We start from the raw sequence: 25,998 nt of genomic DNA, 5'->3' as shown, positions 1-25,998 counted from the left end.
CTGATAACTGATAACTGATAACTTATAACTGATAACTGATAACTGATAACTGATAACTGATAACTGATAACTGATAACTGATAACTGATAACTGATAACTGATAACTGATAACTGATAACTGATAACTGATAACTGATTTAACCTGGCCAATTAACCCAATCTTGGGGTTTTAGGAAGACATCATAGAGTTTTGCTTCTGGGGTGTTTGGTGCAGGTTGATAACAGTATTCCCAACGGACTAAAGGAGGTAAAGACATCAAAATCGACTCGGTACGACCGTTAGTTTGCAACCCAAAAATTGTGCCACGATCATAAACTAAATTAAATTCTACATAACGACCGCGACGATAGAGTTGAAACTGACGTTCTCTGTCACCGTATTCCGTCGAGTGCCGTTTCTGGACAATGGGAACATAAGCGGGTAGAAAAGCTCGGCCACAGTCATTAATAAAACTAAAAATTTCTTCCCAGTTGCGGGGTTGTTGGGGAGATAATTTTTCTGAATAGATAGCGGCATCACTTTCGGCAAAAGGACCCCGATAGAGAGGGTCTAAACCGTCTTGGTAATCAAAGAAAATCCCGCCGATGCCTCTAGCTTCCTGACGATGATTGAGATAAAAATATTCATCACACCAGCGTTTAAAAACGGGATAATATTCGGGATGATGTTGGTCGCAAACCTGTTTAAAAGTGCGGTGAAAATGACTAGCATCTTCTTCAAAAGCATAGTAGGGAGTTAAATCAGCGCCACCGCCAAACCACCAAACCGGACCTGCTTCAAAATAGCGATAATTGAGGTGAACCGTGGGAATATAAGGATTGCGAGGATGCAAAACCATCGAGGTTCCCGTGGCGTAAAATTGATGACCGGCAGCCTCGGGCCGTTGTTTGGCAATGCTAGGGGGTAATTCTTTCCCCCAAACTTCCGAAAAATTCACCCCTGCTTGTTCAAAAATTGCCCCTTCCCGCAAAACTCGCGAACGTCCGCCACCACCTTCGGGCCGTTGCCAACTATCTTCGATAAATTTTGCTTGTCCATCCACTTCTTCTAATCCCTGACAAATTTCATCCTGTAGGGATTTCATAAATTCACTGACGCGGCTACGGCTGTCACTGGCGGGTAAATTGGCAAGGGTGGGGGTTGTGGTGAATGCAGTCATACTTAAGGATCAAAGTTGATAACTCAGTGATTATATTACTACTGGGTGATGAAACGGCCGCTCTTCGATACTTAACTTAACATTTAGACGGATTGGGGGTTGGGAAGTGGGGAAGTGGGGAAGTGGGGAAGCGGGGAGAATAAATAAAAATAATCTCCTGACGACCGGCTCCTGAATTTCGCCAGAATTACTCTCAATCAGGTTTTTTTAAGAGTTTTGCGCCACAGTTTTTACAAAAGTTGGCATCTATATCGTGACGGGGTAAACCACAATCTGGACAAGGATAATCAATTTGAGTGCCAGATTTTAATATTTGTTTAGTCAGAGTGCTAATTTGCAAGGGAATTAACAAAACTCCCGTTAAAATCATTAAAACTGTCACCATTTTGCCCCCATCAGAAAGGGGAGTCACATCCCCAAATCCCACGGTAGTCATAGTCACAACGGCGAAGTAAAAAGCATCAAAAAATGTCCGATAGACTTGAGGATTAATCGGGTGTTCGATCTGATAAATTAAACCCGCATAGACAAAAATAATCGAAAATAGAGTTAGTAATATGCGAGTAAATACTATCTGGTCGGAAGTTTTAATTTGAAAAATAGAAAGATCGGAACCAAAAAACCGAATCACTCGCAAAATTCTAAACCAGCGAAAAATTCTAAAGAATCTAATATCAAAAAAACCAAAAAATAGGGGTAGAATTGATAATAAATCTAGGATGGAAAAAATATTAAAAATAAAGCCTAGTTTTGATTCCGCACACCAAAACCGAATTAAATACTCTAGGGAAAATAAGCTTAAAATTCCTCCATCAAGCTGACGTAACCACAGTTGCCAAGTGGCGGATAAGGGATAGGTTTGAGCCACATAAATCCCCAAAGATAGTAAAATTAATGCCAAGATAAGCAGATTTACCGTCAGTCCGATCGCCGTGGTGACATCCTCTAAATAAAAAGCTATCTTGGCACGAAAAGAGAGCATAAATTCAGCTATCAGTAAACAGTAACCAGCAATCAATGAACTGAAAGCTCACATCTGATAACTGATAACTGATAACTGATAACTGATTAAGGTAATTCCACCGAAGTTGGTTTAGCAATATGAGGTAAACCCCAACCCAATTTTTCCCGGAGGATACGGAAGAATTCCGTCGATTGCAGACGAATAAAATGAGCTTGGTGGGGCGATTTCTGCACATTAATTCGATCTTCTGGCAAGATATAAGAACCGCCATTACCGTCCACCACCATCACCATCCTGTTAGCAGTTGCTGGGAAAATATTCACCGTTTCCTTGTCAGAAAATACCAAGGATCTGGAAGCTAAAGAATGGGGACAGATGGGAGCTAATTGTAATACCGGCACATCGGGAGTTATTACCGGGCCACCGGCGCTGAGAGCATAGGCAGTAGAACCGGTGGGAGTGGAGAGAATCACCCCATCGGCAGCGATATCGACGGGTGCGTGTTCACCAATTTGAATCTCAAAATGACACATACTGGTGAGGGGTTCCCGGTGGACGACCACCTCATTGAGAGAAAGTGCCTCCCAGAGGAGGGTATCTTCGCGAAACAGTCGCACCGTGATCATCGAGCGATTTTCGATGGTGTAATTCCCCTCTAAAACCTGCTCTAAGGCTGGTTCTAGCTGATTTAGGTAAATTTCGGTCAAAAAGCCCATGTGTCCCGTATTGACCGTTAACAGGGGCAAATTGAGGGTGGCCAACTGCCGGGCCGCCGATAGGACTGTACCATCGCCCCCCAACACGATCGCAAAACTTAAATCTTGCTCGAAGTGGGGGGGGACTAACTGATCGATCGGGGTAAAACAAACTGGGCGAGAGGGTTTAGAATGGCCTAGTAGGCCACCGCTGCCGGTAGCCATAAACACCTGCCAACCTAGGGAAAGTAGCTGATCTTGTATCTGATGGGCTGTTTTACAAGCGATAGGCTTAATATCGTTGTAAATAATGCCGATTTTGGGCATTGACAAATTTTCCTACTGCTGAATCACGCTTTCTTTTTGAAAGGGGTTTTTTTCTTCTTCTGAGCTTTTTGTTTCTCGAAGTCGATTTCCTTGAGCTTCTTGAGAATGCGGCTAAAGTATTCTTGTAAATAGGATTCTAAAGTAGTTGTTTGACTCGGATCAAGGCCAAATACTTGATAAACTTCTTTCATTGGAGCATCAAGAGCCTGACCACTAGCGAGAACTTCCGCAAAAGCTAGTCGGTCGGATATATTATAGGTCCATTGGAAACAACGGGTTATTCCTCGCATAAAACGCAGTAATCCCATGGGTAAACGCCAAATTTTCCCCTCTTTACCCGATAGGCGCTCGCAAACTTCGATAATTTCTTCAGCTTTCCACGCTTTGCTGCCCACCACGGGATAGGATTGACCGACGGTTTCGGGGACTTCTAGGGCGCGAACGGCGAATTTAGCGATATCTTGGGTGTCCATGTAGGCGATCGCTGTACTTTCCCCCGTGATCCAGACGGTTTGATTATCTAACATCGGGATGGCGTATTGACCGATTAAACCCTGCATAAAGCCACAGGGACGGAGAATTGTATATTTTAAACCCGATTCTGCCAGAAATTTCTCGGTACAGCGTTTTATCTCCATTAAAGGCACATTGGGATATTTTTCGGCATTGAGAATCGAAAAGAAAATAAAGCGATCGACTCCGGCAGTTTTGGCCGCTTGAATCAGATTAACTTTACCATCCCAATCCACCTGTTTAATGCTGGCTGAGTCCGTCGCCCGGGCAGTAGCGGCATCGATTACCGCATCCATTCCCTCTAAAGCGGTAATAATGGTACTCTTATCCCGCAGGGTTCCCCCGACTAATTCCGCGCCCCATTCCTTCAAAAAAGCGGCTTTTCTCTGACTGCGGACCAAACAACGCACTTGATGTCCCTGATCGATGGCATGACGCACGATCTGTCGCCCTAGGGTTCCCGTGGCACCGACAACTAATACTTTCATCTATAATTAATTTTTTGTTACATTTGTTAACACTTCTCTAAGATAGTATCAAAAAAGTGGATCATTCTGGATAGAAAAATTCTAAGATTCCCAGATCCCCGTCCAGTTCTACCATTGTTCCCACTGGTAAAGCGGCATTATCGCCATCATGACCGAAAGGTAACTCAGCAATAACCGCAATGCCTAAATCGCCCAAACGCTCTTTTAAGACTTCCCCCACGCTTTGACTATCGCTGCCGGGGGCTGCCAGACAACGGCTAAAACGACCGAGGGCAATGCCTTTAATTCGGGAGAAAATGCCCAGCATTCGCCACTGAGTTAACATTCGATCGATCCGGTAGGGGGCCTCGGTTACGTCCTCTAGGGCTAAAATTACCCCCTCTAGGGTGGGTTGAACCGAGGTTCCGAGGAGATGGGTGGCTACGGTTAAATTAGCCGGTAATAAGCGTCCCCGCACTTTGCCCCCACCCCAACCTTGACCGATAAGAGGGGCTAAAGGACGACCTTCCAGAAGAGAAAAGAGGCGATCAATTGATTGGGGACTTTCCTGGGCTAAGGTGGTTAAAACTGGACCGTGAACGCTACAAATGCCTTGTTTCGCTAAACTCCATAAAATCCCCGTCACGTCGGAAAAACCGATTAACCATTTCGGGTTAGTTTTTGCCCATGTCCAATTTTCTAAGAGGCGAGCGCTACCGTAACCCCCCCTAGCGCAGAGAATTGCTTGACAATCGGCATCTTGCCATGTTTGGGCCAAAGCTTGACGACGTTGCTCGTCGCTACCGGCGAGATAACCGAGACGATTCGACCAATTCTCGCTAAATTCCACTTGATAACCCCTCGATCGCCAGATTTCTACGCCTTTTTCTAGGGCGGCTAATTCCTTGACGGCGCCACTGGTGGCCACCAGAGAAACTTTAGCGCCGGGTTGCAGAAACGATGGGATGATCATAGGTTAATTCTCTTTTGTTGGCGGATTAAGCTGAAATTACAGGTAATTTTGTGACAGCATGAAAACTGACAGCATATTCTATCGAATGTTTCTCGATTTTCCCGATTCGTTCTTTGAATTAATTGAGCGACCCGATGCTATGGTTAGCAATTATCGATTTACTTCCCAAGAAGTCAAACAACTAGCTTTTCGATTGGATGGTTTATTTTTGCCGCTCGATAATCTGGAAAATTTGCCCTTTTATCTGGTAGAAGTGCAGTTTCAAAAGGATGAAGACCTATATTATCGATTATTTTCGGAACTTTTCTTGTATCTTAGACAGTATAAACCTTTGTCACCCTGGCAGATAGTTGTTATTTATCCTAGTCGAGAAATTGAGCGAGAACATCCCCAGCAATTTGCAGATTTGTTATCCTTGGACAGGATTAAAAGAATCTATCTGGATGAAGTGGCTAATGATGAGATTCCTTCCTTAGCGATCGCCCTGATCAAATTGGTTACGGAAAGTGAGAGTCAAGCTGTTAATTCTGCTAAGATTTTAATTAAACAGGCTCAAAGAGAATTGAGCGATCGCTTAGTGCAGAGAAATGTCATTGATTTAATCGAAACGATCATCATTTATAAGTTACCCCAAAAAAGTCGAGAGGAAATTGAAGCTATGTTGGAACTACAAGACCTAAAACAAACTCGTTTCTATCAAGAAGCTTTTGGAGATGGAATTGAACAGGGAATAAACTTGCAAAAATTGAAAACAATTCCTCTACTGCAAGACCTCGGTTTAACCCCGCAACAAATCTCGGAACGCTTAGACTTGACTCTGGAAACAGTGCTTAACTATTTGGCACAACAGCAACAATAATCAATCCTGTTTCAACAGTATAGAAAAGCATCAATAGTAGTGAATTAGTGACCTTTAAGCTATCAGGGATAACTCGATGAATAACGACTTATTGACTTTTCTCTTTGGTGTTACCCTTCTCATTCTCTATCTAGTTTTTTCAGCTTTAACCGAGATGGGAACAAAATGGCCTTGGACAAAAAAATAGAAATCCTTATAGAGGTTAATAAACATAACACTGGCAGGGATTCGGCCATTGGAAAGATTCTAGAGATTTACTATCTAAAAAATTAACTCGATCGCTCTACTGATAAAATATGAAACTAATCGCTGATATTTCCCCCAGCTTGGATTTATTCTTGTTGCTTTTTTTCTGGCATTGTCTCATCGGTGGCATTGCTACAGTCATCGCTATCAATAAAGGCTATCCAAGATTAAATTGGCTAATCTTCGGACTTCTGGGAGGAACCTTTACCTTTTTTATCGCTCTTTTTCTGAAAAAAAAGCCCAAAATTTAAGGGATGGCATTGCTTGATTATCCCTTAATAGTTCCCATCAACACCTCTAAATCTTCTGCGTCTAACTCCTCTGGGATGCCATTACGAATTAATTCCGAAAAATCCTCATTGGGAACCATAAAACATAGTGCATAAAGTCTTCCGTCCCCCACATTTCTAATCTCGTGAATACCCGTGGGACGGACTAATAAACTATCCCCTGGACTTAGGGGAATCGGTTTACCATCACAGATAGCCATTCCCTCCCCTTTGAGGATAAAAAACATTTCTACGGCAAAATGATGACGATGGGTAGGGGTACAACCGTGGGGATCGAAAATTTCCACACAGACGGTCAAGGAATCCCCCGCTACGGTAGAATCGAAGACGATCGCTAAACGATTTGTATCCCCAGCGCTAATGCGAAAAACTTGATAATCCCGGGGAGATCGAATCACGGGTAACATACAATGATCGCTGGTTAGTTGGCTATTCATCGCTAATTTCGATCGAAGTGTGGATGATTTTAAGACTAGCAAAAATTTTCAACTTCGCTCGATTGCGTCCACCACTTTACTCACATCTATGATCGCAGCCACATCATGGACGCGCAGGATATCGGCCCCCTTAGCGATCGCTATAGCACAGGCCGCCGCCGTTCCGAAAACTCGTTCTTTTGGGTCATCTTTGCCTGTAATCTCGCCGATAAAGCGTTTTCTCGACAATCCAATTAAAATAGGTAAATCTAAATCCCGAAATTGCCCTAATTCTCGCAATAACTCAAGATTTTGTCTCCCAGTTTTGGCGAAACCAATCCCCGGATCGATGATAATATTTTCCCTAGCAATGCCCCACTGTACAGCTTCCTTAACGCGATTCTGTAAAAATTCTTTAATTTCCTTGACTAAATCCTCATAATGTGTTAAAGATTGCATGGTTTGCGGATTGCCCCGCAGGTGCATGAGGATGATGGGAACGGCCAATTTAGCCACCGTGGGCAATAATAGGCGATCGAAGGTTCCCCCAGAAATATCATTGATCAAATCGGCCCCGGCGGCGATACCTTGGGCTGCCACGATCGCCCGGGTAGTATCGAGAGAGATAGGAATAGAACTGTGTTGTCGAATAGCGGTGATTACGGGGATAACTCGCGATAATTCTGCTTCTAGGCTAATTTCTTCGGCTCCCGGACGGCTGGATTGACCACCGATATCGATTATATCAGCCCCGGCCTCGATCATTTTCATCGCCTGTAGCAGGGCATTTTCAACATTGTCAAATTCTCCCCCATCACTAAAACTATCGGGAGTAACATTCAAAACACCCATGATATAGGTGCGTTTTCCCCAAGCAAAAATATGTTCACGAATTGCCATTAAATTAGACATAATAATAAATCCTGTTGAAAAAGTATATGAATTATGAATTATGAATTATGAATTATGAATTATGAATTATGAAGTGTGGAGAATAAATCAAAATAATCTCCTGATAACTGATAACTGATAACTGATAACTGATAACTGATAACTGATAACTGATAACTGATAACTGATAACTGATAACTGATAACTGATAACTGATAACTGACGGTGATAGTTAATTTTTAAGTAGAGAAGAATCTTTTAATTCAAAATAAGCTTGTACCTCTTCTTTCCAGAGTTGATATTTTTCTTGAATTAGTTGATATTGACTGGCAAAATCGAGGTTACAATCAAGGAGATTGGTATCGATATCGGATTGCACTAATTCCCGTTCGATCAGAGTTTCTCGGATAAATTTTAAACATTCTTGTCTCAAAGTTTCCGCTTGATCGATAATTAGCTGGACTTGATTAATTGCTCGATCATACAATGGAGTTTGTGAATGAAAAATTTCGGAAGATGCGGCCAGATTTCGCAATCTATGTAATTGATTTCTCTTTTCCACTAAACTGGCAATTTTGGGGTTAATTTCAAAAAGTAAGGTTTTCACCAGAGGAGCCAAGCGGCGAGTATTAGTATAATCGTAGTTATTAAGGTCTGATTTAATCAGCTCTACCTGTTGTAAATCGACGGTAACATCGTGGAATTGTATCTCGGTTTCGGTGATGGTGGGATGAATCGTTTTAACTTGCCAAGTAGTAACAGAAGTCAACTGCTGGCGATCACTATTAACCATTTGCCGCTCCATTTTCAGCACATCGAGGGGAATACTATAAAGTTTTTTCTCAGGAATATAGACGACATCGCTACCGAGAATGCGATCGATTTTAGGACGACGATATAAATAATGATACAGGAATCGATAAAAGCTTTTACTGCCCTGAAATATCTGGACAAATAACCAAATTTTCCAGCTGAATAACCCGCTAAGAAAGCGTCCGAATAGATGGGAATTCGAGGAGGGGTTATTCATGAAATTCCGTTATCAGTTATCGGTGAGGAATCGGAGGTTTGTTTTTTTTCAGTGTTCGGTAAACAGTAAACAGTAATCAGGGATAAAGATAACTAACTAATTAACTTAAAACTTACATCTGATAACTGATAACTGATAACTGATAACTGATTAAGGACGTTCTCCGGGTAGATTGTTTGAGGATGTTGGTTTCGATCTTACCTGTTGACGACCGTTGCGGATAACCTGTAACATTTGCCCTAATTGTTGATCGAGATGTTCTAAAACTGCTTCGGCATAGTCGTCAGCGTCTTTTTGAATTTCATGACATTCAGCTTGGTTTTTTTGTCGTAACTGTTGCACTTCCTGCACGGCGCTGTGACGCATTTGTTCGATTTCATCGAGGGTTTGTTGTTGCAAGGATTCGCACTCCTGCTGAACCCGTTGACGAATTTGGGCCGCTTGCCGTTCTGCCTGTTGAATAATACCGGACTCATCGAGAATTTGGGCGGCTCTTTGTTGAGCGGAACGAAGGACTTGTTGAGCGTATTCCTCTGCTTTAGTGATAATTTCCTGTTCTTCCTGCAAAATTGCTAAAGCTTTCTGTACTGCCGGTGGCACGGTTTCATAGATGATATCGATTTGTTCGGATATCTGTCCCTCATCGATCATTGTCCAACGGGTGAGGGGGATATGGAAACTATCAAAAATCATCTCTTGCAGACGCGCCAGATCCTGATAGATATCGAAATCGACGGGTGGACTGGGAACCCCACTATTAGAAGTGTTAGGTACTGCTTTTTTGCGATCATTAGGTTCTCGGCGCGCCATAGGTTCAGGTCGTCCTCATTACTGTATTCTAGTATGTTAACTGTAGTATGAGTAAATATCTCTAGAAACGTTTTCCGGGACTAGATGGCTGACGGAGCCACCGAATTGAGCGATTTCTTTAACCACGCTACTGCTTAAAAAACTATATTCTTTGGTGGTGGCTAAAAAAACCGTTTCGATCCCTTCCCAGAGGGTTTTATTGGTATGGGCCATTTGCAGTTCTTTTTCAAAGTCCGAGAGGACTCGCAACCCCCGCAAAAGTACCTTGGCTCCTTTCAATCTGGCATATTCAACCGTTAATCCTGAAAAACTGTCTATCTCAACGTTTTTCAGGTGTTTTGTGCAGTATCTGATCTGTTCTATGCGTTGTTCGACGGTAAACAGGGGGTTTTTATGGGGATTGCAGAGAACTGCCACGATTACTCGCTCGAATAGTGGCACACTGCGTTCGATAATATCTAAATGACCGAGTGTAACTGGATCGAAGCTGCCGGGGTAGATGGCGATCATTTCTCAACCTTCACACCTCGCCAAAAAGCGATATATCCTTTAATATTTTGGGCTTTTGGTTTAGGATCGGGATAATACCAAGCGGCATCTTTATTATCCTGTCCATCTACCCTGAGAGTATAGTAACTAGCCTCTCCTTTCCAAGAACAAATGGTATGGGTGTTACTGGGTTGAAAATATTCAGCTTTGATGGTATCGGGGGGAAAATAGTAGTTTCCCTCGACAATTTCACAGTTATCGCTTTCCGCTACCACTGCACCATTCCAAATCGCCTTTGCCATGACACTAACTCCTAGTTCTGGTTCAAAATTATCTTACAACAGAGTTTGTAAATGTTGAACCAGTTGGTTAACCTGCACCACTCCCTCGATTCGATCGATCGGTTGACCATTTTTAAAGACTACTAAAGTCGGTAAAGCTTGAATACCGTACTTAGTGGCTAAATTAGGATATTTGTCTGTATCAATTTTGACAATTTGTAGGCGATTTTTGAAATACATTCCCGTTTGTTCTAGAATCGGAGCCATCATTTGACAAGGACCACACCAAGTGGCATAGAAATCCACTAACACGGGAAGATTAGTGGTTTGCAACAGTTCCTGAAAACTGGAAAACTCTTTTTTGACTGCCATAAATTGTCACCTCGCCAGAAAAATAGCCTTTTTCCTACTATAGCTTTTCTAGATGTTCCTTAGACCTCGTGCAAAAGTAAGTTCTCGAGGTGCTATCGGCTCAAAATATCTTAAAACTCAGATAAATTTGCGATAATTTTCGGTTTTATGACCAGGATAGTTGTCTCTTGTCTTTTTTATCCTCATCTCCCTGCTCCCCTGCTCCTATCTCCTGTCTTCTGTCTCCTGTCTCCTCACCTAAGGGAAGATTTTTGATTTCTCCAGAGCAGTCATCGATCGCCGGGAAAATGCTAAGTTAAGTAAAGACCCTGAGCCAACTTTCCATGAACATCCTAACCAAGCTGCTTTTTCCCGAAACTAAAACCCCAGAGCAAATAGGTTCACCGCGAGTACAGAAAAGCCGCCGGGGAATCGAGACTAAATCCGCCGCAGAAATCGTTATTATGCGACAAGCGGGTAAAATTGCCGCCACAGTCCTCAAAGAAATTGCCCAGATCGCTCAACCTGGGATGACGACGGCGGATCTGGATGTCTATGCGGAAAAACGTATCCGCGCAATGGGTGCTACTCCCAGTTTTAAAGGTTATTATGGCTTTCCTGCCTCAATTTGTGCCTCCGTCGATAACGAAGTCGTTCACGGTATCCCTAGCCCGAAAAAACGCCTCAAGGCTGGTTCTGTGTTAAAGGTAGATACGGGGGCCTACTACCAAGGTTATCATGGGGATTCCTGTATCACGATCGCTATCGGTTCCGTCTCTCCAAAAACTGAAAAATTAATCCGCGTGGCGGAAGAAGCTTTATATAAAGGCATAAATCAGGTAAAAGCTGGCAATTATCTGCTAGATATTGCAGGAGCGATCGAAGATCACGTTCAAGCTAACGGTTTCCAAGTGGTAGAAGATTTTACAGGTCATGGAGTGGGCAGAAATCTCCACGAAGAACCCTCGGTATTTAATTTTCGCACTAATCAGTTACCCAATGTCAAACTCCGCACCGGGATGACTCTGGCAATTGAACCAATTGTCAACGCGGGATCTAAACATACCAGAACTTTGCGCGATCGTTGGACGGTGGTGACGATGGATAATGCTCTCTCCGCTCAGTTTGAGCATACTGTGCTAGTAACCGCCACAGGTTATGAAATCCTAACCGATCGCGATAACCTATAAAATTGTCTATCTAGGCATAATGGCAAAATCAAAGATTTTTTGCTCTGGAATCTTAATTGGAAATTTATTTAGCGGTAGGATTTAGTCAAAATGTTTAAAAATATCGTTGTTGCCTTAGATTGTGGGGAATCATCGGATCGAGTCCTCCATGCTTTGAATTCCCTCTCTCTAGCGGCAAATTCTCGCATCATCATCACCCATATTCTCAGCAAGGAGGGAGATGAATCGGCAGTGGATCGCCCTCACCCCTCCCTTGAGATCATTGAAGATCAATTGCGCTGCTATCAATCCCAGATTACTGCTCCTAGTGAAATCGAAGTCATTTTTGGCGATCCAGCGGAGGAAATTATTCGTTTAGCTAATATCTATCAAGCTGATCTGATCGCGATCGGTAGCCGGGGATTAACGGGAGTTCAACGGGTGATCGAAGATTCTGTTAGTAGTCTCGTGGTGGCAGAAGCTACCTGTTCTGTATTAGTGGTAAAAGCATAGCAGCCAGCATTCAGCTAGAAAAGGTGCTCTGACAAGAGTGCCTAAGTAGTCTTGAGCATCACTACGGATTAAAATTTGCAAATCTTATTTTTCCCCGATGTTTTCCCCCATACATTCCCCAGTATTTCCCCACTCACTCTCAAGTTTTCCACAGTTTACCCAGACTTTTCCACAGGCAACAGCGATATAATCGGCACTTGCTTCCAGAAAAAATTAATCTTGATCGTCAAAATCCCCATCGATAGATACTGAGTTACTGTTAAGTTAAGTAAATAAAATCTAGCTCTAAGCCTTATTCCTTCGTAAATATTAAGTTTTTCTAAAGCATTCCTTTACATCTGGTAATATTGCAACTCCCTCCAACTTGGCTCACAATAGTCCTTACTGTCCACTACACGAGTCAGGGATTTCCCCACTTCCGATCAGAGGTAAACGATATGAATACATCAGTCAGTATCTTGGCAGAAATCCCCGAAATCCTCCACCAATCCCTACAACAATACCTAGAAACTCACCCTGGTTGGGATCAAGATGGTGTGTTTACGGCGGCACTATCATTTTTTCTACTTAATTGTCAATCATCCGAAAGGATGAATTTTGAGGAGCAAAATAGCTGTGCCAAGGTTTATCTAGAAACTTTGTTCCAGCGCTCGGAGTGCTAATTCGGTGATAATGAGAGTCGGGTCATTGTTAGAAGCCCGATTTTCCCCTATGAATTCCGATAAAACCCCTAATTTAATTATTCCTCGGCTAATTATCGGTTTGGGGAATCCCGAACCCAAATATGATCGCACCCGTCATAATATCGGTTTTGAAGCTGTGGACTCATTAGCGCGGGATTGGGGGTTATCTTGGCAGGAAAACAAGCGATTTCAAGGTTTTATCGCCGAGGGTGACGGTCCTCTCCCGGGCAAAATTCGTCTTTTAAAACCCCAAACCTATATGAATCGCTCCGGGCAATCGGTGCGATCAGTGCTGGACTGGTATAAACTAGAGCCAGAGTCGATTTTAGTCATTTACGATGATATGGATCTGCCCCTAGGCCGGTTGAGAATCCGTCTATCGGGATCGGCGGGCGGACACAACGGTATTAAATCGATGATTGCCCACGTTGGCACGGAAAACTTCGCTCGTTTACGCATAGGAATCGGTAAATCAACCGAAAAAGCGACTATTTCCCACGTTTTAGGCCGATTCACCCCGCAAGAAAACGAAGTGATCTTGAAAGTGTTAGACTTGTCCAGAAAAGCGATCGAACTTGGTCTCAAACAAGGGTTACAAAAGGCAATGAGTCTCTACAATAATCAAAGTGTAGAGATTGGTTCTAATCTATGCTGATAGCAAATAAGCCCGATTTTAGTAATGGTTATAATCGCCATTTTCGTCTATACTATTACAGAACCCTTGCTTAAATTTTGATCGCCCTTTGCTAGATTAGGTCAATTTTTATCCTCGATATTAGCAGTTTAAGTATGATTAATCGCCAAAGTTTGCTGAGATTCGCCCACAAGTTTAATCTCATTTTATTGATAATCGCTACAGTTTTTTGTCTTTGGGGTAATCCCGCTTTTGCCCATCGTCCCCATGATGTGATTAGTCAAGTGGAAGTTTCTCCCGATTTCCAGACAGATAATACAGTATATATCTTAGCAAGAAATAACCTTTATAAATCCAGCGATGGAGGTAGCAACTGGACAAGATTAATTCAAGGTTTAGATTATACGGGGGAATTAAGTTCTCTATCCCTATCTCCCCTCAATAAAAATATTCTCTATCTAGCTTCAAGATCCAATGGTATTTATAAAAGTAAAGATGCGGGGGAATCTTGGCAGAAAGTTAATCAGGGTTTAGCAACTAACTTTATTAACTTCGTAGAAATTGCTCCTTCCGATCCCAATGTAGCAGCGGCAGTGGGATTAGAAAAAGGGGTTTATTTAACCGAAGATGGCGGTAAAAATTGGTCAAATATTTTCCCCACCACGGCACTGATAACCTTTCTCGCTATTACTCCCAGCAATCCAGGTCGAATTTTTTTCGGGGATGAAAAAGGGAAATTATACACTTCCTCTGATGGGGGGAAAACTTGGCAGAATCTCCCCTTACCTACCAATGTGGGGGCAGTAGATACAATTGCTTTTTCTCCTAATCTAGACAGGGATAAAACCTTTTTTGTCGGTACAAAAGAAGCAGGTATTTTTAAAACCGTTGATGATGGTAAAACCTTCCAAGCCGTCAACGAAGGAATTAAAGATAAAATCATCGAAGACATCGTTATTTCTCCTGACTATGCCCAAAACTCCACCCTTTATGCCATCACTTGGTATGACGGAATGTATGTTTCTCAGGATGGGGGCAAAAGTTGGACAAAAACGAGCGAGGGTTTAACCAAAGATAAACAGGCTGATGATTATAAAGTTCCCCATTTTATGGATTTAAAAGTCGTTCAAGATACGATGTTTTTAGGGGGATTTAATGGCTTATTTAAAAACACTGATAGCGGCAAAAAATGGCAGGAAATAGAAACTTTAGCTCGGGGAACAGTTATCGACATGGCGGTTTCTCCTAATTATGCCCAAGATGCCACTGTCGTCATTGCTAATTATGTAGGCAATATCTTTATCAGTCGCGATAAAGGGGAAACTTGGACACCAATTAATCGCGGTTTAGAGGTTTATCGATTTGGTAAAGATCCCGAGGAGTCAGGACAAGATCCCCGGCGTTTCTTTGACATTGCCTTTTCTCCTAACTATGGACAAGATAGAACTATTTTTGCTGGTTTTTTACGCAATAGATTTGCCAAATCCGATAACGGTGGTGATTTCTGGAAAATTATCGAAATTGATCAGAGAGTCCGCGGTCCAAGAATAGTTCCTTCTCCAGATTTTGCTAACGATAAAACTCTTTTTCTCACCAATCAGCAGGGGAGAATATTTCGTTCTACCGATGGAGGAAATACGGTTAAAAATATCAGTGAAGTGGGCAAAATTTCTGGTAATTATGCTCCTGCCATGGTAGCATCCCCTGATTTTGCTAAGGATAAAACTTTGTTTGTCACGGGAAAAGAGGGTATTTATCAAAGTGTTGATGGTGGACTAACTTGGAATAATGTCAGCCAAGGCCCCCCCCTATCAAAAACCGCTAATGTGCAGTTGGCAATCTCTCCCAATTATCCCAGTGATCGAACTATTTTTGCTGGGACAATTTCCGGTTTGTTTGTCACCAAAGATGGTGCTAAAAGTTGGACAAAATTAGAGAAACCGGGGTTTAATCCGCAAGCATCGGTAGAAACCATTGCTATCTCTCCTGATTATGCTAATGATCGCACGGTAATAGTTAGTTTACAGGGAGATGGTTTGTTTAAATCTACTGATGGCGGGGAAACTTTTAAATCAATTGGTGATCCTAAAATACCCCTAGTGAAAATTCATAGTATCCCTTCCTCTGGGATCTCGGTCCAGTTTTCTCCTAATTACGCTCAAGATCAAACTTTATTCGGTTTTGGTGGCGCTCAAACTACAGTTTTTCGTTCCACCGATGGGGGGGAAACTTGGACAAGTGTAACTATTCCTCCTCACGCGGAAGAAGATACACCCCGCTATAAAATCGGTGAGTTTTTCTCTGGTCCCCTCGGCACAATCTGGCGCTTAGTTATACCGATTCTCCTCGCAATCGCCGCTTATTTTCTGGTGGGTTTCCTACAACTGGAGAAAGTTATTAATCTTCCTAAATCCTTCTTCCGCATGGCAGCAGCATTTATGATTTTTCTCTTTGTTTTCTTCGCTATCATTAGCCAAGTTTAGGAGAAATTTTGACCGGTGGGGCTTGACAAATCCCGCCGCTTGCCATATACTTATATGTATAATGGGAATCCGTGCCTGCCTGCGACCTCTGATTTTTGCGGCAGTTATCCCCTCAGAGAATTAACCATCAGCAACGTAGGGATTGACCATCTTAGCGGGGTCAACAATGCGGTCAAAATCTGCCTCGTTGATGTATCCCAGTTGCAAGGCTGCCACTTTCAGAGTTAGATCCTTTTCTAGGGCATAATGAGCGACGTAGGCAGCCTTTTGGTAGCCAATCACGGGACTTAAAGCAGTCACCAGCATCAAGGACTGATTTAAAAAAGTCTCAATTTGTTTTTGATTAGCAGTCATCCCCTTCACCAAAAACTGACAGAAATTGCCGCAACCATCCGTGAGCAGCCGGATAGACTGCATAAGATTATGAATCAACAGCGGTTTATAGACATTCATTTCCAGATGTCCCCCGGCGCCTCCCATCGTCACCGCTAAATCATTAGCCATCACCTGCACTGCTATCATCGATAAAGCTTCGCATTGGGTGGGATTAACTTTCCCAGGCATAATTGAAGAACCCGGTTCATTTTCCGGCAGCTGTAATTCTCCTAATCCACAACGGGGACCACAGCTAAGTAAACGGATATCATTAGCAATTTTATAGAGGGAACTAGCGATAGTTTTCAGTCCCCCGCTCAAGAAAACTAGAGCATCGTGGGAACCTTGCACGGTAAACTTATTAGGAGCGGTAATAAAGGGTAATTTGGTCAGATTAGCGATTTCTGCTGCCACATCTCGATCAAAATCCGGGGGAGCATTAATTCCCGTACCCACTGCTGTTCCTCCCAAGGATAAACGATAGACTTTTTCGAGACATTTTTCTAGCCAATCGCTGCCGTCATCTAATAAACCCACATAACCGGAGAATTCTTGTCCGAGGGTTAAAGGGGTGGCATCCTGTAGGTGAGTGCGACCAATTTTAACTATATTCGCCCATAATTGCGCTTTTTCATCGAGACTATTCCGTAATAGTTGCAAACTGGGAATTAATTTTTCCTTGACTGCCAAGGCAACGGCAATATACATGGCCGAGGGAAAGGAATCATTCGTCGATTGGGACATATTAACATGATCGTTGGGATCCACGGGGGTTTTGCTCCCCAAAGGATTCCCCGTCAGTTGACTGCAACGATTGGAGATGACTTCGTTGATGTTCATGTTAAATTGAGTACCACTTCCTGTCATCCAAACGTAGAGGGGAAAGTTATCCTCGTGTTGTCCGGCTAAAATTTCATCGCAGACTTGACAGATTAGGTTTTTTCTCTCCTGACTGAGACGATTTTTTTGCTGATTGACAATTGCACAGGCTTTTTTGAGAATGGCATAGGACCGGATCATCTCCCGGGGCATGAGATTATCACCGATACTAAAGTATTGTAGGGATCTTTGGGTCTGCGCTCCCCAAAGTTTATCGGCAGGGACGGGAATTTCTCCCATGCTGTCTTTCTCGATGCGAAATTCTGTCATCTTTAAGTTACTTCTGAGGTCAGCAAAAGATGGTCGTTATTTGGTCTGAAAAGAGAGGGTCTCCAAGTCGGCAGGGATTCCCATTATAACAAAAGTATAAGTCAAGTCGGGCTGGTTTGTCAAGCCCTATGGGGACTTTTTTTTGGCGGCATTTTTACCCGGGAGGTTGACAAGAATAACTGGCAGGGTGCTGGGGCGATGAGGATGATTAAATGGGACAAAAACTGTTATATTGTAGGGAAAATAATCGGTAAAAAAGACGGGATTGGAAACTATGGACACAGCGATCGCATTAAGTTGGACATTGGGAATTATCTTAGGGTTGATGACCCTTTTGTTTATCTTAAGGATCGTGCTGACTTGGAATCCACAGGTAGATTTAAATAGCTTCCCCTTTAATATTATTGCCTGGCCCACAGAACCTTTTTTAATCCCCGTGCGTAAACTGATACCACCCTTGGGAGGAGTTGATATTTCTCCAATTATTTGGGTGGGAATTTGTACGCTGCTGCGGGAAATTCTTCTCGGTCAACAGGGTTTAATTACCATGGCCTTAAAATAATTATTCACGCGACTAAAATATGCTGACATAATTTATGTTCTAACTCTCGTTCCTGTTTTTCTAGGGTAATAATCGCCTGTTTGATAATACTTTTAACATCCATACCCTGGTCGGATTGTTTTAACCATTGCTGTGCAGTGTTACCTTCACGGAGGATTTTTTGTAAGGGGGAGAGGAAACAACTAAAACCCCTTTCTTTAGCGATCGGATAAACTTGAACATAGAGGTCTTTAATCCAATCCCTAGCTAAGATTTCTCGGCCATCGTACCAATGTCTCAGGGTGGCATCAAGACTAAAACGAGCGGCAGCCTGTTCGTTTGCTTGGGTTAAAGTCAATAAATCCTCGCTGCGATTGCTGCTGGGTAATTGACTTAAAATTAAGGGGTCTAATTGGGGATCCTGTAAAAGTTGAGTTAAACGGGCCTCTAAAAAAGCCATAACTGCTAATAAACTAATAGGATCAGCAATCAGGTCACAAATTCGCAATTCTAGACGATTGAGATTATAGGGACGATTGCTACCGTTAGGACGTACCGACACCCAGAGATGACGAACATTCTGCATCGTGCCGAGTTTTAATTGTTCCTCGGTCCAGGTGACAAAATGTTTATGACTTTCAAAGAGGGGAACATCAGCGGGAGTTTGGGGGAAAACTTGCCAACGACGGGAATGGGAACTGGTGATTTTACCGTCGAGAAAAGGAGAAGAAGCACTTAAAGCCAAGTATAAAGGAGCTTCTAGGCGAATTAAGCGACAGGCACGCATTAAATCCTCATAATCGCTAATACCGACGTTAATATGAATACTGGCCGTGACCACATTAGTGCCGTAGGTCTGTTCGATATAGTCATGATAGGGATTGTGGGGGTCACTGCGATAAAAATGCTGACTATCACCCAAGGAGAGGGTACTGCCGGGGACTAGGGTATAATCGCCTAAACGACGCAAATATTGCCGTAGAGCCAGACGAGGTTTTAAAGTAGCGCATAAAAGACGGTCATAGTTAGTCATGGGAGCCGTAGTATATTCTACGTTACGACTATCCGGTTCCCGGACAAAACCATCCAAATCCTTGACAATGCGATCGGATAAACCGATAATTTCTCCGGCTGCTGTTCCGGTATACATTTCCACTTCAAAACCTTTACTTAGGAGCATCGTCAATTCACCCTGCTGTGTCTATTTTGTAGTTTGACATTATTTGGACTGTAAATGACGTTCGATCAGTAGAATCGCTACTATATCATCAATGGGGCGATCGGGAAGACGCATACCTTGGGGGATGAGTTTCTGTAATCCCTTGGGGGGGAACATTTGCCAATAGCGATCACGCGCTTCTAGGGTACTATTGCGTTCATCTACTAGAGTAATCGGGATGGTGAGACGAGCGGCAATTTTTTGGCGCCAACTTTTTGAGGTGGTTTGATTCCCCATCACCAACAATTCGATCGGATACTGTTGACAGAGACTGGCTAAACGCTCGATCGCTTGTGACGATGCTATCACCTCATGGGTATAAATTTTACCCGTCGATGACCTGACCGCGATCCCACATTTATCCTTACCCGGATCAAAACCGAGAATACACATAGTTTTTATCTCCTGCAGCACTGGTCGGTTTGATTAAATCATTAAATTAGGGGGTCGGGTGTTGGGGATTTCAGTTATCAGTGATCAGATTGTAGTTTTAAGTGGACAGTGTGAGGTGAAAACCACTGATTATTGTTTACTGTTCACTGCTCACTGATAAAAGCAGCAAGGGAAGCCCAAATTCTATTGGTTCAATTATACTATGACTCTTGCCGATACAGTCACTACAATAATATTATGGTAGGGGCGCATAGCGTACGCCCAAAATGTAATATAGATATTTCGACCAAATTGAGATGCAGCCACGGAAACGAACTAGACCTGAAGAGGTAGAAATTTATGAAAGCTTTTGATGATGGAGAAAATATCATCGAATACTTGGATTTAACTAAAATTAAACCTGCTAATTCCGAGGAACAAACAATTGCCTTTGAGTTTCCCTCATGGATGGTAGAGGCTCTTGAGCAAGAAAGTCAGCGTCGTGATTTACGGTTACAAGCTATTGTCATGATTATTATTGATTTGATGGTGGCAAAAGTTATTTAATTAACATCAGTTTTATCTAAGTTCCCCGTTCCCTTAATCCTCTTTCAGATCGCCAATCAGCAACGCCTAGGAAGATTTTGTTGATAGCCAAGGGCTAAGAGATGACAGAGTTGGTGATATAGTAACTAAAGATCACATTTAAATCTAACCTTGCCATAGATGCACAAATCTCAAATCTGGCAACCCCAAAAATCTCCCGTCTCTAACATCAGTTTTAGCGATGAAATGAGGTAAGAATTTTGACCAAAATAATTAGCGATCGCCTGGCCGTTTATCTGCTCATCGGTGGACTCCTGTTTAGAACAATCATCGCCCTGGGGCTTTATCCAGGGTACGATGAGGCATATTATTACGTTTACAGCCATAATCTGGATTGGAGTTATTTCGATCATCCGCCAATAGTAGCGATTTCCACGGGTTTTGGGACTTGGATCACGGGATTAGTCAATCAATTTACCATTCGCTTCGGTACTCTCCTCCTCTATACTGGCAGCCTCTGTTTGCTATATCTGACGGCTTTAAAATTGTTCAGTCTGCCGGTCGCCAGAATGACTTTAGCGATCGCCACTCTCATCCCCATCTATGGGATTGTCTTCGGGATTCTCTCGCAGCCAGATAGTCCTTTAATCTTTTTTTGGTCATTAACAGTCTATTTAGCTGCCCAAGAATTCTGGCCAATTCGGGGAAAAAACTATCATCCTAGCTATCGTCTCGCTTATATTGGACTTGCCGTAGGATTGGCGGTTTTAAGTAAATATCACGGCTTTATTTTGGGTTTTGGTTTAGTTTTATTTTGTCTGACCACTCCCCGCTATTGGCCTGTATTTAGATCCCCTTGGTTGGGATTAGGATTTATTCTTTTTTTGATAACTTTATTGCCGATTATCTACTGGAATATTAACCATGATTGGATTTCCTTCCGCTTTCATTTAGAAGACCGTTTTTCTGGAGAACCCAAAACCTTTAATATTCTTGGTATTCTCTCGGTTATTGGCATTAGTATCGCCACGATGTTTCCTCCTTTTGGTCTGCCAATGTGGTGGGTGACATTTAAAAGCTTTGGCGAACAAATTACTAACTTTCTCTCGAAAAAAAGATTTTTTCATCGAGATGAAGAATCCCTCAAAAACTGGTTAATTCTTTCGGTTTCTCTGCCTTTAATCCTCGGAATGCTTTATGTGGGTGCTTCCCATTATCTCGCCCCTAGTTGGATTTTACCCGGGTTTTGGTCCTGCACGATTTTATTAGGAGAAAAGGCCAATACTTGGCAGCAATCTTCTCGAATCTGGGTAAAAAGATGGTTATGGGGATCGGGAATTTTTATCGTTACTGTTTTATCTATAGCAATGCTTCACGTTACTTTTGGCACTTTCCAAAAACCTGGTCAATACGCAATCTTTGGGGGAATTATTGCCCCAGAACAAGACCCTTCTCGGGAAATTGTCGATATAAATCAACTGCGCCAAGGCTTTGCTAATTCGCCCGAATTATTAGCACTATTAAAAGATTCTAGCTTCGTTTTTACCCATAGTTTTTATGTGACAGCATGGCTAGATATGTCCCTTTATCCCCTAGTTCCTATTCCCGTCACCTGTTTTAACAACGATCAAAGGGGTTATCAAATTTGGTTTAATCCTCAAGAATGGATCGGTAAAAATGGTTTATTAATTACTACAAATAGTTCTCTAGAAAGACCAGAAATAATTGATCGCTACCGTCCCTATTTCCAAGATATAACTAAAGTAGCTGTCATTCCCATCAAGCGCGGTGGTGTCACCATCGAACAATTTCATGTTTACCAAGCTAAAGGACTAATTAAAACCTATCCTTAAAATAGATCAATTAGTTCATCAATACTCCTGATTTCTATCTCCTAAATTTTGTAAACTTTTTAACTTTTTACTTGATAAATATGTCCATTCATCGAGTGCGTATTGCTAGAGATAAAGGGGAATTTGTCCAGTCCTTAGTTAATTTTAATCAGGGAATTGGACCCTTTCAAACCTATGCTGATGTCATCGCTTTTGCGGCGGCTTTAGGGGTAAGATATCAAGAGAGGGTAGCCATAGAAAATGTAGCGAAAGAACCCTCACCTATTAACCTGGAAATTTTTATTTCTCGTGGCTACGATACCCTAATCAAATTATTGGCAGTCAATGAGTTCCAAGACACAAAAATTCTTTCTCCCCACGGGGTAGATTCAGAAGCTTTGCGAGTGACAATTTTCGAGGAATATGCCAACGCCGGTTTAGCAAGATTAGAACGAGAATTGCGCGGTGCGGTGGATTATACTGAAAGATTATTGTTAATTATCAGTCAAGAACGTTTTCGAGACATTACTGCCACAACCGAATTCGATTTAGGGAGATTTTTGTAGTAGAAATTCTAGTTATTCTCGCAGGAGGCAAAAAATCGATTGTAAAGCCTTTTATTGATCTCGTATAGTAGCCAAATAATTAAAAAACAGACAGAGATAAATATCAAAGGTTTTTTAGTCAGTAAATTCGGCAAACTCCAGAATAGTTGCTGCGGTTGAGTGACTAGATACCAACTATTCAGCCGAAGAAAACGCCCCAGATAGATACCGATCGCACTTAAAAAATGGAGAGTTATTTCTAGGGGTAAAACTGCTGAATTTAGCTGACTTTCCTGACAATAACTTTTAAAATTAAGTAAGGAGAGAACGTATAGCTGAAAGCCAATAAAAATAAAGATACTATACTGGGGAATTAAAACTAAAAAAAATAAACTTTTGGCGTAATCCTGCTGAATATAAGAGATTAAATGAATGCTATCGGTGAGAATATAGGGAGCATTGGGTAAAAAAAGCACAAAAACTAAGAGAATTAACCACCAGATTAGGGAACGATCGAGGGTGGTCCGAAATAGCCAAAAGCTGAGGATAAAGGGGATAAAGGCCAGAAAAGAATTCCAGACAATCCTCCCGGTACTAAGGTTAAATAATTGCCAAGCACTGTGCCACCAATCCCTAGTTAAAATCATGGTTAAATCTGCCAAAATCATTCCTTAAATACCAGTCTCCTCTAAAGTTGATAAATATCCTAACCAATTTTTTAAAGATTCCGGGAAAGGGATTCTTTCTCTAGCGGTGGGATCAATGCAGACATGGCGGGTTTTTGCTTTTCCGACCATGATTTCAGCCAAATAAATTTTATACTGCAATTCAAACTCGTTTTCGCTTAGGGATCGGACAGTGAAATCAATCTCTATGCGATTACCACAAAAAAGAGGACGAAAAAACTGGATTTCCGCTTCAGTAATCGGTAGGGCAACCGGAGAATCTTTCAAAAAATCCTTGATATTGATGCCAAATTGTGCTAAAGAAAACTCGTAGGCTTCATGACAGATCGAGAGAAGATGGGCAAAGTAAACCACACCGGCCGCATCGGTATCGGCCAGATAAATTAGGCGCTCATAGGACATAAAAAGCTTATTGTCTTTCTAGAAAGGTTAAACTATCTTGTAGTTGTCTTAACTCGTCCCGATGGGCTTTGACAGTTAATTCCGTTTGCTGAGATTTGCTTTCCACTTTAAAAGCCACTTCTTCTAACCGGCCGACTTTTTGCCAATAGAAAACACCCGCGAGGGGAGATAAACCCACAAGAGCAAAAATATAGGGATTAGTATCGGGAAATAACACCGATAAGACCAGTGAGAAGCAAAATAAACCCAAGGCCGCCAAAATTGTCAAAAATATCGCTAGAAAAGGGCTAGGAGGCACAAAACCCTGTAATCTGACAATATTCTGTTCGGGTTCGATCGCCTTGACTTGATAGGAACGTCGGTCAAAATAATCTCGCAGTTGTTCTAATAGTTGGTCGTCACTGGTACTGGTAAGATAGACACGCTGTTCGATACGCTCTTTGACGGAACCGCGAATAAAAAAGAATAATCCCACCATGAGCAGGAGAGTCAGAAAAAAAGTTGAGGAAAGAACGGGGGTATCCATGGCGGCGGTTAGGAGCGAAAAAACTTACAATTAATCCTAATTATCCTAACTCATCTTCTCCCCCGATTTAGAAGATAGACCCTAGGAGCAAAACCTCGATCGAGAATCAGAAAAATTTAACCCCAAGGCAGATTCATGGGCAACAATCTATTAACAGGATTAATCGAACCCTTACAGTATAGTTTCATGCAGAGATCCCTAATTGAAGCTATCATCGTCGGGATCATCTGTGCGGTGGTGGGAACCTACCTGATGGTACAACGTTTGGCCCTCTTGGGCGATGCCATCAGTCACTCGGTCTTACCCGGATTAGCGATCGCTTTTATTGGTAATTTTAATCTTTTACTGGGTGCTTTACTAGCCTCAATGGTCAGTACCCTACTGATTAACTTGATCCGTAATCGTTCCCCAATCAAAGAAGATGCGGCCATGGGTATTGTTTTCTCGGCTTTTTTTGCCCTTGGTATCACCCTGATCACTCTTATCCAAAAAAACAACAAAATTGACCTTAATCACTTTCTCTTCGGCAATATTCTCGGTGTTACTGCTGCCGACATCCGCGATACCCTAATTATTGCCGTTATCGTTTTATTAACCGTTTTGCTCCTGTATAAAGAACTATTATTCTACACTTTCGACAAAATCGGGGCGCAAGCGGCGGGTTTACCAGTAAATTTATTAGATTTAGGCTTAATGCTCCTGATCGGTTTGACAATCGTTGCTAGTCTCCAAGCGGTGGGAGTAATCCTCGTTTTGTCCCTTTTGATTACCCCCGCGGCCACTGCCTATCTTTTAGTTACCCGTCTTCATCAAGTCATGGGTTTAGGTGTGGGTGTGGGTATTATTTCTAGTATCAGTGGGATGTATTTAAGTTATTACTGGAATTTACCCTCTGGACCGGCGATCGTGCTTGTCGCTTTTAGCCTATTTATGTTGGCCTTTTTATTCAGTCCCCGTCAAGGAATTTTCACCCATCCCGCTAGTCTAGGTGGTCAACTTTCTATCTGGGTAGAGATGAAAAATTTGTTGAGACGGCGTTAGTCCTGTAGGAGCGAAGCATTCGGGCAATAAACTCTCGCTGAAACCGTAGATTTTCTATCGGAATGCTTCGCCCCTAATTTTTCAGCAAACCGTTAAATAACCGAGCCTATTTCCTAGCCTAGGTACTTTTCATTGAGCTTCGAATTCCTGTCTAACGAGACGGTAAACTGTTGTATAGCTGATGGGAATTTCTCGCACGAACGAGAGCCAAAAATAAATCTCTTTATAGCGGGCCAAACCCCCAGTTTCTTTTAATTTGTTTTGTAAAAGAGCGACTTCTTCTGGCGAAATCTTTTTCGGTCTTCCAGAGGGGGTTCCTTCGGATAATAAGCGCTCGATTCCACCTTCTCGATAGAAACTTAACCAGCGATGAATTGTTCGGCTCTTCTAGGTTCTGTGTGATCAGTTTAACTTACAATATGATCGATCAATCTTTGTGTCCTTTGTGTCTTTGTGGTTCGTTCCACTCACTCGCCAGCAGGACTGTATCCTAGAATACATTTTACCCACCAAACCTGG

General features: G+C 42.4%; 32 protein-coding genes and 1 pseudogene. 12 read left to right on the top strand and 21 right to left on the bottom strand.

Annotated elements, in window-relative coordinates:
• Positions 1–22: 22 nt before the first annotated feature.
• The 6 genes from ACE1AQ_RS05720 to ACE1AQ_RS05695 all read right to left on the bottom strand — a co-directional run bounded on the left by ACE1AQ_RS05720 (position 23) and on the right by ACE1AQ_RS05695 (position 5,100).
• Positions 23–151 (bottom strand): hypothetical protein, encoded by a 129-nt coding sequence (locus ACE1AQ_RS05720; protein WP_374808032.1) that lies wholly within the window; start codon positions 149–151, stop codon positions 23–25.
• Positions 139–1,161, bottom strand: coding sequence for an oxygen-dependent coproporphyrinogen oxidase (gene hemF, locus ACE1AQ_RS05715; protein WP_008201582.1), 1,023 nt, complete (start codon positions 1,159–1,161; stop codon positions 139–141). The genes ACE1AQ_RS05720 and hemF overlap by 13 nt, the downstream gene beginning before the upstream one ends.
• Positions 1,162–1,354: 193 nt before the next feature.
• Positions 1,355–2,143, bottom strand: coding sequence for an ion transporter (locus ACE1AQ_RS05710; RefSeq protein ID WP_110544832.1), 789 nt, complete (start codon positions 2,141–2,143; stop codon positions 1,355–1,357).
• An 86-nt stretch (positions 2,144–2,229) separates the two neighbouring features.
• Positions 2,230–3,147, bottom strand: a complete 918-nt coding sequence (locus ACE1AQ_RS05705; protein ID WP_110544835.1) for an NAD(+) kinase — start codon at positions 3,145–3,147, stop codon at positions 2,230–2,232.
• Between the two features lie 23 nt (positions 3,148–3,170).
• Positions 3,171–4,148, bottom strand: coding sequence for an SDR family oxidoreductase (locus tag ACE1AQ_RS05700; RefSeq protein ID WP_008201587.1), 978 nt, complete (start codon positions 4,146–4,148; stop codon positions 3,171–3,173).
• 61 nt (positions 4,149–4,209) lie between these two features.
• A complete protein-coding gene (locus tag ACE1AQ_RS05695; RefSeq protein WP_110544838.1) occupies positions 4,210–5,100 on the bottom strand; it encodes an LD-carboxypeptidase in 891 nt (296 codons plus the stop codon).
• A 58-nt stretch (positions 5,101–5,158) separates the two neighbouring features.
• On the opposite strand from ACE1AQ_RS05695, the gene ACE1AQ_RS05690 reads away from it, so the two are divergent.
• Both ACE1AQ_RS05690 and ACE1AQ_RS05685 read left to right on the top strand, forming a co-directional pair.
• Positions 5,159–5,959, top strand: coding sequence for an Rpn family recombination-promoting nuclease/putative transposase (locus tag ACE1AQ_RS05690; RefSeq protein ID WP_110544840.1), 801 nt, complete (start codon positions 5,159–5,161; stop codon positions 5,957–5,959).
• A 296-nt stretch (positions 5,960–6,255) separates the two neighbouring features.
• Positions 6,256–6,456, top strand: coding sequence for a hypothetical protein (locus ACE1AQ_RS05685; RefSeq protein WP_039899996.1), 201 nt, complete (start codon positions 6,256–6,258; stop codon positions 6,454–6,456).
• Between the two features lie 17 nt (positions 6,457–6,473).
• On the opposite strand, the gene ACE1AQ_RS05680 is transcribed toward ACE1AQ_RS05685, so the two are convergent.
• From ACE1AQ_RS05680 to trxA, 7 genes are all read right to left on the bottom strand, one after another.
• Positions 6,474–6,932 (bottom strand): cupin domain-containing protein, encoded by a 459-nt coding sequence (locus ACE1AQ_RS05680; protein WP_008201594.1) that lies wholly within the window; start codon positions 6,930–6,932, stop codon positions 6,474–6,476.
• A 48-nt stretch (positions 6,933–6,980) separates the two neighbouring features.
• The gene (gene folP / locus ACE1AQ_RS05675; protein WP_110544843.1) at positions 6,981–7,823 is read right to left on the bottom strand and encodes a dihydropteroate synthase; all 843 of its coding nucleotides are present in this window, start codon (positions 7,821–7,823) and stop codon (positions 6,981–6,983) included.
• Between the two features lie 211 nt (positions 7,824–8,034).
• The gene (locus tag ACE1AQ_RS05670) at positions 8,035–8,832 is read right to left on the bottom strand and encodes a hypothetical protein (protein WP_110544845.1); all 798 of its coding nucleotides are present in this window, start codon (positions 8,830–8,832) and stop codon (positions 8,035–8,037) included.
• Positions 8,833–8,982: 150 nt separating this feature from the next.
• Positions 8,983–9,642 (bottom strand): hypothetical protein, encoded by a 660-nt coding sequence (locus tag ACE1AQ_RS05665; RefSeq protein WP_008201600.1) that lies wholly within the window; start codon positions 9,640–9,642, stop codon positions 8,983–8,985.
• A gap of 36 nt (positions 9,643–9,678) precedes the next feature.
• A complete protein-coding gene (gene coaD, locus ACE1AQ_RS05660; RefSeq protein WP_008201601.1) occupies positions 9,679–10,152 on the bottom strand; it encodes a pantetheine-phosphate adenylyltransferase in 474 nt (157 codons plus the stop codon).
• Complete coding sequence (locus ACE1AQ_RS05655) at positions 10,149–10,433, bottom strand: DUF427 domain-containing protein (RefSeq protein WP_002743550.1); 285 nt, start codon at positions 10,431–10,433, stop codon at positions 10,149–10,151. The genes coaD and ACE1AQ_RS05655 overlap by 4 nt, the downstream gene beginning before the upstream one ends.
• A gap of 33 nt (positions 10,434–10,466) precedes the next feature.
• Positions 10,467–10,784 (bottom strand): thioredoxin, encoded by a 318-nt coding sequence (gene trxA, locus ACE1AQ_RS05650; RefSeq protein ID WP_002765348.1) that lies wholly within the window; start codon positions 10,782–10,784, stop codon positions 10,467–10,469.
• A 323-nt stretch (positions 10,785–11,107) separates the two neighbouring features.
• Here trxA and map point away from each other — a divergent pair, with 323 nt between their 5' ends.
• From map to ACE1AQ_RS05625, 5 genes are all read left to right on the top strand, one after another.
• Positions 11,108–11,953, top strand: coding sequence for a type I methionyl aminopeptidase (gene map / locus ACE1AQ_RS05645; RefSeq protein ID WP_172456643.1), 846 nt, complete (start codon positions 11,108–11,110; stop codon positions 11,951–11,953).
• A gap of 90 nt (positions 11,954–12,043) precedes the next feature.
• Entirely contained in the window at positions 12,044–12,445 is a 402-nt protein-coding gene (locus ACE1AQ_RS05640) for a universal stress protein (RefSeq protein ID WP_110544848.1), read from the top strand.
• A 437-nt stretch (positions 12,446–12,882) separates the two neighbouring features.
• Positions 12,883–13,107: a DUF2811 domain-containing protein gene (locus tag ACE1AQ_RS05635; protein WP_002800048.1), complete on the top strand. Its 225-nt coding sequence runs from the start codon at positions 12,883–12,885 to the stop codon at positions 13,105–13,107.
• Between the two features lie 49 nt (positions 13,108–13,156).
• The gene (gene pth, locus ACE1AQ_RS05630; protein ID WP_110544850.1) at positions 13,157–13,783 is read left to right on the top strand and encodes an aminoacyl-tRNA hydrolase; all 627 of its coding nucleotides are present in this window, start codon (positions 13,157–13,159) and stop codon (positions 13,781–13,783) included.
• 134 nt (positions 13,784–13,917) lie between these two features.
• Complete coding sequence (locus tag ACE1AQ_RS05625) at positions 13,918–16,245, top strand: YCF48-related protein (RefSeq protein ID WP_110544852.1); 2,328 nt, start codon at positions 13,918–13,920, stop codon at positions 16,243–16,245.
• 120 nt (positions 16,246–16,365) lie between these two features.
• Here the strand turns inward: ACE1AQ_RS05625 and fumC are convergent, their stop codons facing one another.
• Together fumC and ACE1AQ_RS05615 are read right to left on the bottom strand one after the other, a co-directional pair.
• Entirely contained in the window at positions 16,366–17,769 is a 1,404-nt protein-coding gene (fumC, locus tag ACE1AQ_RS05620) for a class II fumarate hydratase (RefSeq protein ID WP_008201616.1), read from the bottom strand.
• A 126-nt stretch (positions 17,770–17,895) separates the two neighbouring features.
• A complete protein-coding gene (locus ACE1AQ_RS05615) occupies positions 17,896–18,051 on the bottom strand; it encodes a hypothetical protein (RefSeq protein ID WP_157221748.1) in 156 nt (51 codons plus the stop codon).
• Between ACE1AQ_RS05615 and ACE1AQ_RS05610 the strand changes: the two genes are divergently transcribed.
• Entirely contained in the window at positions 18,044–18,331 is a 288-nt protein-coding gene (locus tag ACE1AQ_RS05610) for a YggT family protein (RefSeq protein ID WP_002750032.1), read from the top strand. The genes ACE1AQ_RS05615 and ACE1AQ_RS05610 overlap by 8 nt on opposite strands.
• A gap of 4 nt (positions 18,332–18,335) precedes the next feature.
• On the opposite strand, the gene gshA is transcribed toward ACE1AQ_RS05610, so the two are convergent.
• Both gshA and ACE1AQ_RS05600 read right to left on the bottom strand, forming a co-directional pair.
• Positions 18,336–19,490, bottom strand: coding sequence for a glutamate--cysteine ligase (gene gshA / locus ACE1AQ_RS05605; RefSeq protein WP_008201619.1), 1,155 nt, complete (start codon positions 19,488–19,490; stop codon positions 18,336–18,338).
• A gap of 39 nt (positions 19,491–19,529) precedes the next feature.
• A complete protein-coding gene (locus ACE1AQ_RS05600) occupies positions 19,530–19,922 on the bottom strand; it encodes a pre-16S rRNA-processing nuclease YqgF (RefSeq protein ID WP_008201621.1) in 393 nt (130 codons plus the stop codon).
• A gap of 339 nt (positions 19,923–20,261) precedes the next feature.
• Here ACE1AQ_RS05600 and ACE1AQ_RS05595 point away from each other — a divergent pair, with 339 nt between their 5' ends.
• The 3 genes from ACE1AQ_RS05595 (at position 20,262) to ACE1AQ_RS05585 (ending at position 22,845) form a co-directional block, all read left to right on the top strand.
• The gene (locus ACE1AQ_RS05595; RefSeq protein WP_008201622.1) at positions 20,262–20,468 is read left to right on the top strand and encodes a hypothetical protein; all 207 of its coding nucleotides are present in this window, start codon (positions 20,262–20,264) and stop codon (positions 20,466–20,468) included.
• A 239-nt stretch (positions 20,469–20,707) separates the two neighbouring features.
• Positions 20,708–22,300 (top strand): glycosyltransferase family 39 protein, encoded by a 1,593-nt coding sequence (locus ACE1AQ_RS05590; RefSeq protein ID WP_110544854.1) that lies wholly within the window; start codon positions 20,708–20,710, stop codon positions 22,298–22,300.
• A gap of 80 nt (positions 22,301–22,380) precedes the next feature.
• Entirely contained in the window at positions 22,381–22,845 is a 465-nt protein-coding gene (locus ACE1AQ_RS05585; protein ID WP_008201626.1) for a DNA phosphorothioation-associated protein 4, read from the top strand.
• A gap of 8 nt (positions 22,846–22,853) precedes the next feature.
• On the opposite strand, the gene ACE1AQ_RS05580 is transcribed toward ACE1AQ_RS05585, so the two are convergent.
• The 3 genes from ACE1AQ_RS05580 to ACE1AQ_RS05570 are packed head-to-tail and all read right to left on the bottom strand — an operon-like array spanning position 22,854 to position 24,438.
• Entirely contained in the window at positions 22,854–23,492 is a 639-nt protein-coding gene (locus ACE1AQ_RS05580) for a DUF1361 domain-containing protein (protein ID WP_110544857.1), read from the bottom strand.
• 3 nt (positions 23,493–23,495) lie between these two features.
• The gene (locus ACE1AQ_RS05575; RefSeq protein WP_110544859.1) at positions 23,496–23,912 is read right to left on the bottom strand and encodes a thioesterase family protein; all 417 of its coding nucleotides are present in this window, start codon (positions 23,910–23,912) and stop codon (positions 23,496–23,498) included.
• A 7-nt stretch (positions 23,913–23,919) separates the two neighbouring features.
• Positions 23,920–24,438: a cofactor assembly of complex C subunit B gene (locus ACE1AQ_RS05570; protein ID WP_002734244.1), complete on the bottom strand. Its 519-nt coding sequence runs from the start codon at positions 24,436–24,438 to the stop codon at positions 23,920–23,922.
• Positions 24,439–24,573: 135 nt separating this feature from the next.
• Here ACE1AQ_RS05570 and ACE1AQ_RS05565 point away from each other — a divergent pair, with 135 nt between their 5' ends.
• Positions 24,574–25,479, top strand: coding sequence for a metal ABC transporter permease (locus ACE1AQ_RS05565; RefSeq protein WP_008201632.1), 906 nt, complete (start codon positions 24,574–24,576; stop codon positions 25,477–25,479).
• Positions 25,480–25,611: 132 nt separating this feature from the next.
• Here the strand turns inward: ACE1AQ_RS05565 and ACE1AQ_RS05560 are convergent.
• A pseudogene (locus ACE1AQ_RS05560) lies at positions 25,612–25,860 on the bottom strand (helix-turn-helix domain-containing protein); the annotation flags it as partial.
• Positions 25,861–25,998: the final 138 nt, after the last annotated feature.

Source organism: Microcystis sp. BLCC-F209 (assembly GCF_041928595.1).
In the GTDB taxonomy this organism is placed as follows: domain Bacteria; phylum Cyanobacteriota; class Cyanobacteriia; order Cyanobacteriales; family Microcystaceae; genus Microcystis.
Note: the sequence above shows the minus strand (reverse complement) of the source record. Positions and strands in the feature narration are given on the sequence as shown.

Bases quoted from the DNA above. Each gene is read 5' to 3' on its own strand.
- hemF (WP_008201582.1), bottom strand. From the start codon at position 1,161: ATGACTGCATTCACCACAACCCCCACCCTTGCCAATTTACCCGCCAGT.
- ACE1AQ_RS05710 (WP_110544832.1), bottom strand. From the start codon at position 2,143: ATGCTCTCTTTTCGTGCCAAGATAGCTTTTTATTTAGAGGATGTCACC.
- ACE1AQ_RS05705 (WP_110544835.1), bottom strand. From the start codon at position 3,147: ATGCCCAAAATCGGCATTATTTACAACGATATTAAGCCTATCGCTTGT.
- ACE1AQ_RS05700 (WP_008201587.1), bottom strand. From the start codon at position 4,148: ATGAAAGTATTAGTTGTCGGTGCCACGGGAACCCTAGGGCGACAGATC.
- ACE1AQ_RS05695 (WP_110544838.1), bottom strand. From the start codon at position 5,100: ATGATCATCCCATCGTTTCTGCAACCCGGCGCTAAAGTTTCTCTGGTG.
- ACE1AQ_RS05690 (WP_110544840.1), top strand. From the start codon at position 5,159: ATGAAAACTGACAGCATATTCTATCGAATGTTTCTCGATTTTCCCGAT.
- ACE1AQ_RS05685 (WP_039899996.1), top strand. From the start codon at position 6,256: ATGAAACTAATCGCTGATATTTCCCCCAGCTTGGATTTATTCTTGTTG.
- ACE1AQ_RS05680 (WP_008201594.1), bottom strand. From the start codon at position 6,932: ATGAATAGCCAACTAACCAGCGATCATTGTATGTTACCCGTGATTCGA.
- folP (WP_110544843.1), bottom strand. From the start codon at position 7,823: ATGTCTAATTTAATGGCAATTCGTGAACATATTTTTGCTTGGGGAAAA.
- ACE1AQ_RS05670 (WP_110544845.1), bottom strand. From the start codon at position 8,832: ATGAATAACCCCTCCTCGAATTCCCATCTATTCGGACGCTTTCTTAGC.
- ACE1AQ_RS05665 (WP_008201600.1), bottom strand. From the start codon at position 9,642: ATGGCGCGCCGAGAACCTAATGATCGCAAAAAAGCAGTACCTAACACT.
- coaD (WP_008201601.1), bottom strand. From the start codon at position 10,152: ATGATCGCCATCTACCCCGGCAGCTTCGATCCAGTTACACTCGGTCAT.
- ACE1AQ_RS05655 (WP_002743550.1), bottom strand. From the start codon at position 10,433: ATGGCAAAGGCGATTTGGAATGGTGCAGTGGTAGCGGAAAGCGATAAC.
- trxA (WP_002765348.1), bottom strand. From the start codon at position 10,784: ATGGCAGTCAAAAAAGAGTTTTCCAGTTTTCAGGAACTGTTGCAAACC.
- map (WP_172456643.1), top strand. From the start codon at position 11,108: ATGAACATCCTAACCAAGCTGCTTTTTCCCGAAACTAAAACCCCAGAG.
- ACE1AQ_RS05640 (WP_110544848.1), top strand. From the start codon at position 12,044: ATGTTTAAAAATATCGTTGTTGCCTTAGATTGTGGGGAATCATCGGAT.
- ACE1AQ_RS05635 (WP_002800048.1), top strand. From the start codon at position 12,883: ATGAATACATCAGTCAGTATCTTGGCAGAAATCCCCGAAATCCTCCAC.
- pth (WP_110544850.1), top strand. From the start codon at position 13,157: ATGAATTCCGATAAAACCCCTAATTTAATTATTCCTCGGCTAATTATC.
- ACE1AQ_RS05625 (WP_110544852.1), top strand. From the start codon at position 13,918: ATGATTAATCGCCAAAGTTTGCTGAGATTCGCCCACAAGTTTAATCTC.
- fumC (WP_008201616.1), bottom strand. From the start codon at position 17,769: ATGACAGAATTTCGCATCGAGAAAGACAGCATGGGAGAAATTCCCGTC.
- ACE1AQ_RS05610 (WP_002750032.1), top strand. From the start codon at position 18,044: ATGGACACAGCGATCGCATTAAGTTGGACATTGGGAATTATCTTAGGG.
- gshA (WP_008201619.1), bottom strand. From the start codon at position 19,490: ATGCTCCTAAGTAAAGGTTTTGAAGTGGAAATGTATACCGGAACAGCA.
- ACE1AQ_RS05600 (WP_008201621.1), bottom strand. From the start codon at position 19,922: ATGTGTATTCTCGGTTTTGATCCGGGTAAGGATAAATGTGGGATCGCG.
- ACE1AQ_RS05595 (WP_008201622.1), top strand. From the start codon at position 20,262: ATGAAAGCTTTTGATGATGGAGAAAATATCATCGAATACTTGGATTTA.
- ACE1AQ_RS05585 (WP_008201626.1), top strand. From the start codon at position 22,381: ATGTCCATTCATCGAGTGCGTATTGCTAGAGATAAAGGGGAATTTGTC.
- ACE1AQ_RS05580 (WP_110544857.1), bottom strand. From the start codon at position 23,492: ATGATTTTGGCAGATTTAACCATGATTTTAACTAGGGATTGGTGGCAC.
- ACE1AQ_RS05575 (WP_110544859.1), bottom strand. From the start codon at position 23,912: ATGTCCTATGAGCGCCTAATTTATCTGGCCGATACCGATGCGGCCGGT.
- ACE1AQ_RS05570 (WP_002734244.1), bottom strand. From the start codon at position 24,438: ATGGATACCCCCGTTCTTTCCTCAACTTTTTTTCTGACTCTCCTGCTC.
- ACE1AQ_RS05565 (WP_008201632.1), top strand. From the start codon at position 24,574: ATGGGCAACAATCTATTAACAGGATTAATCGAACCCTTACAGTATAGT.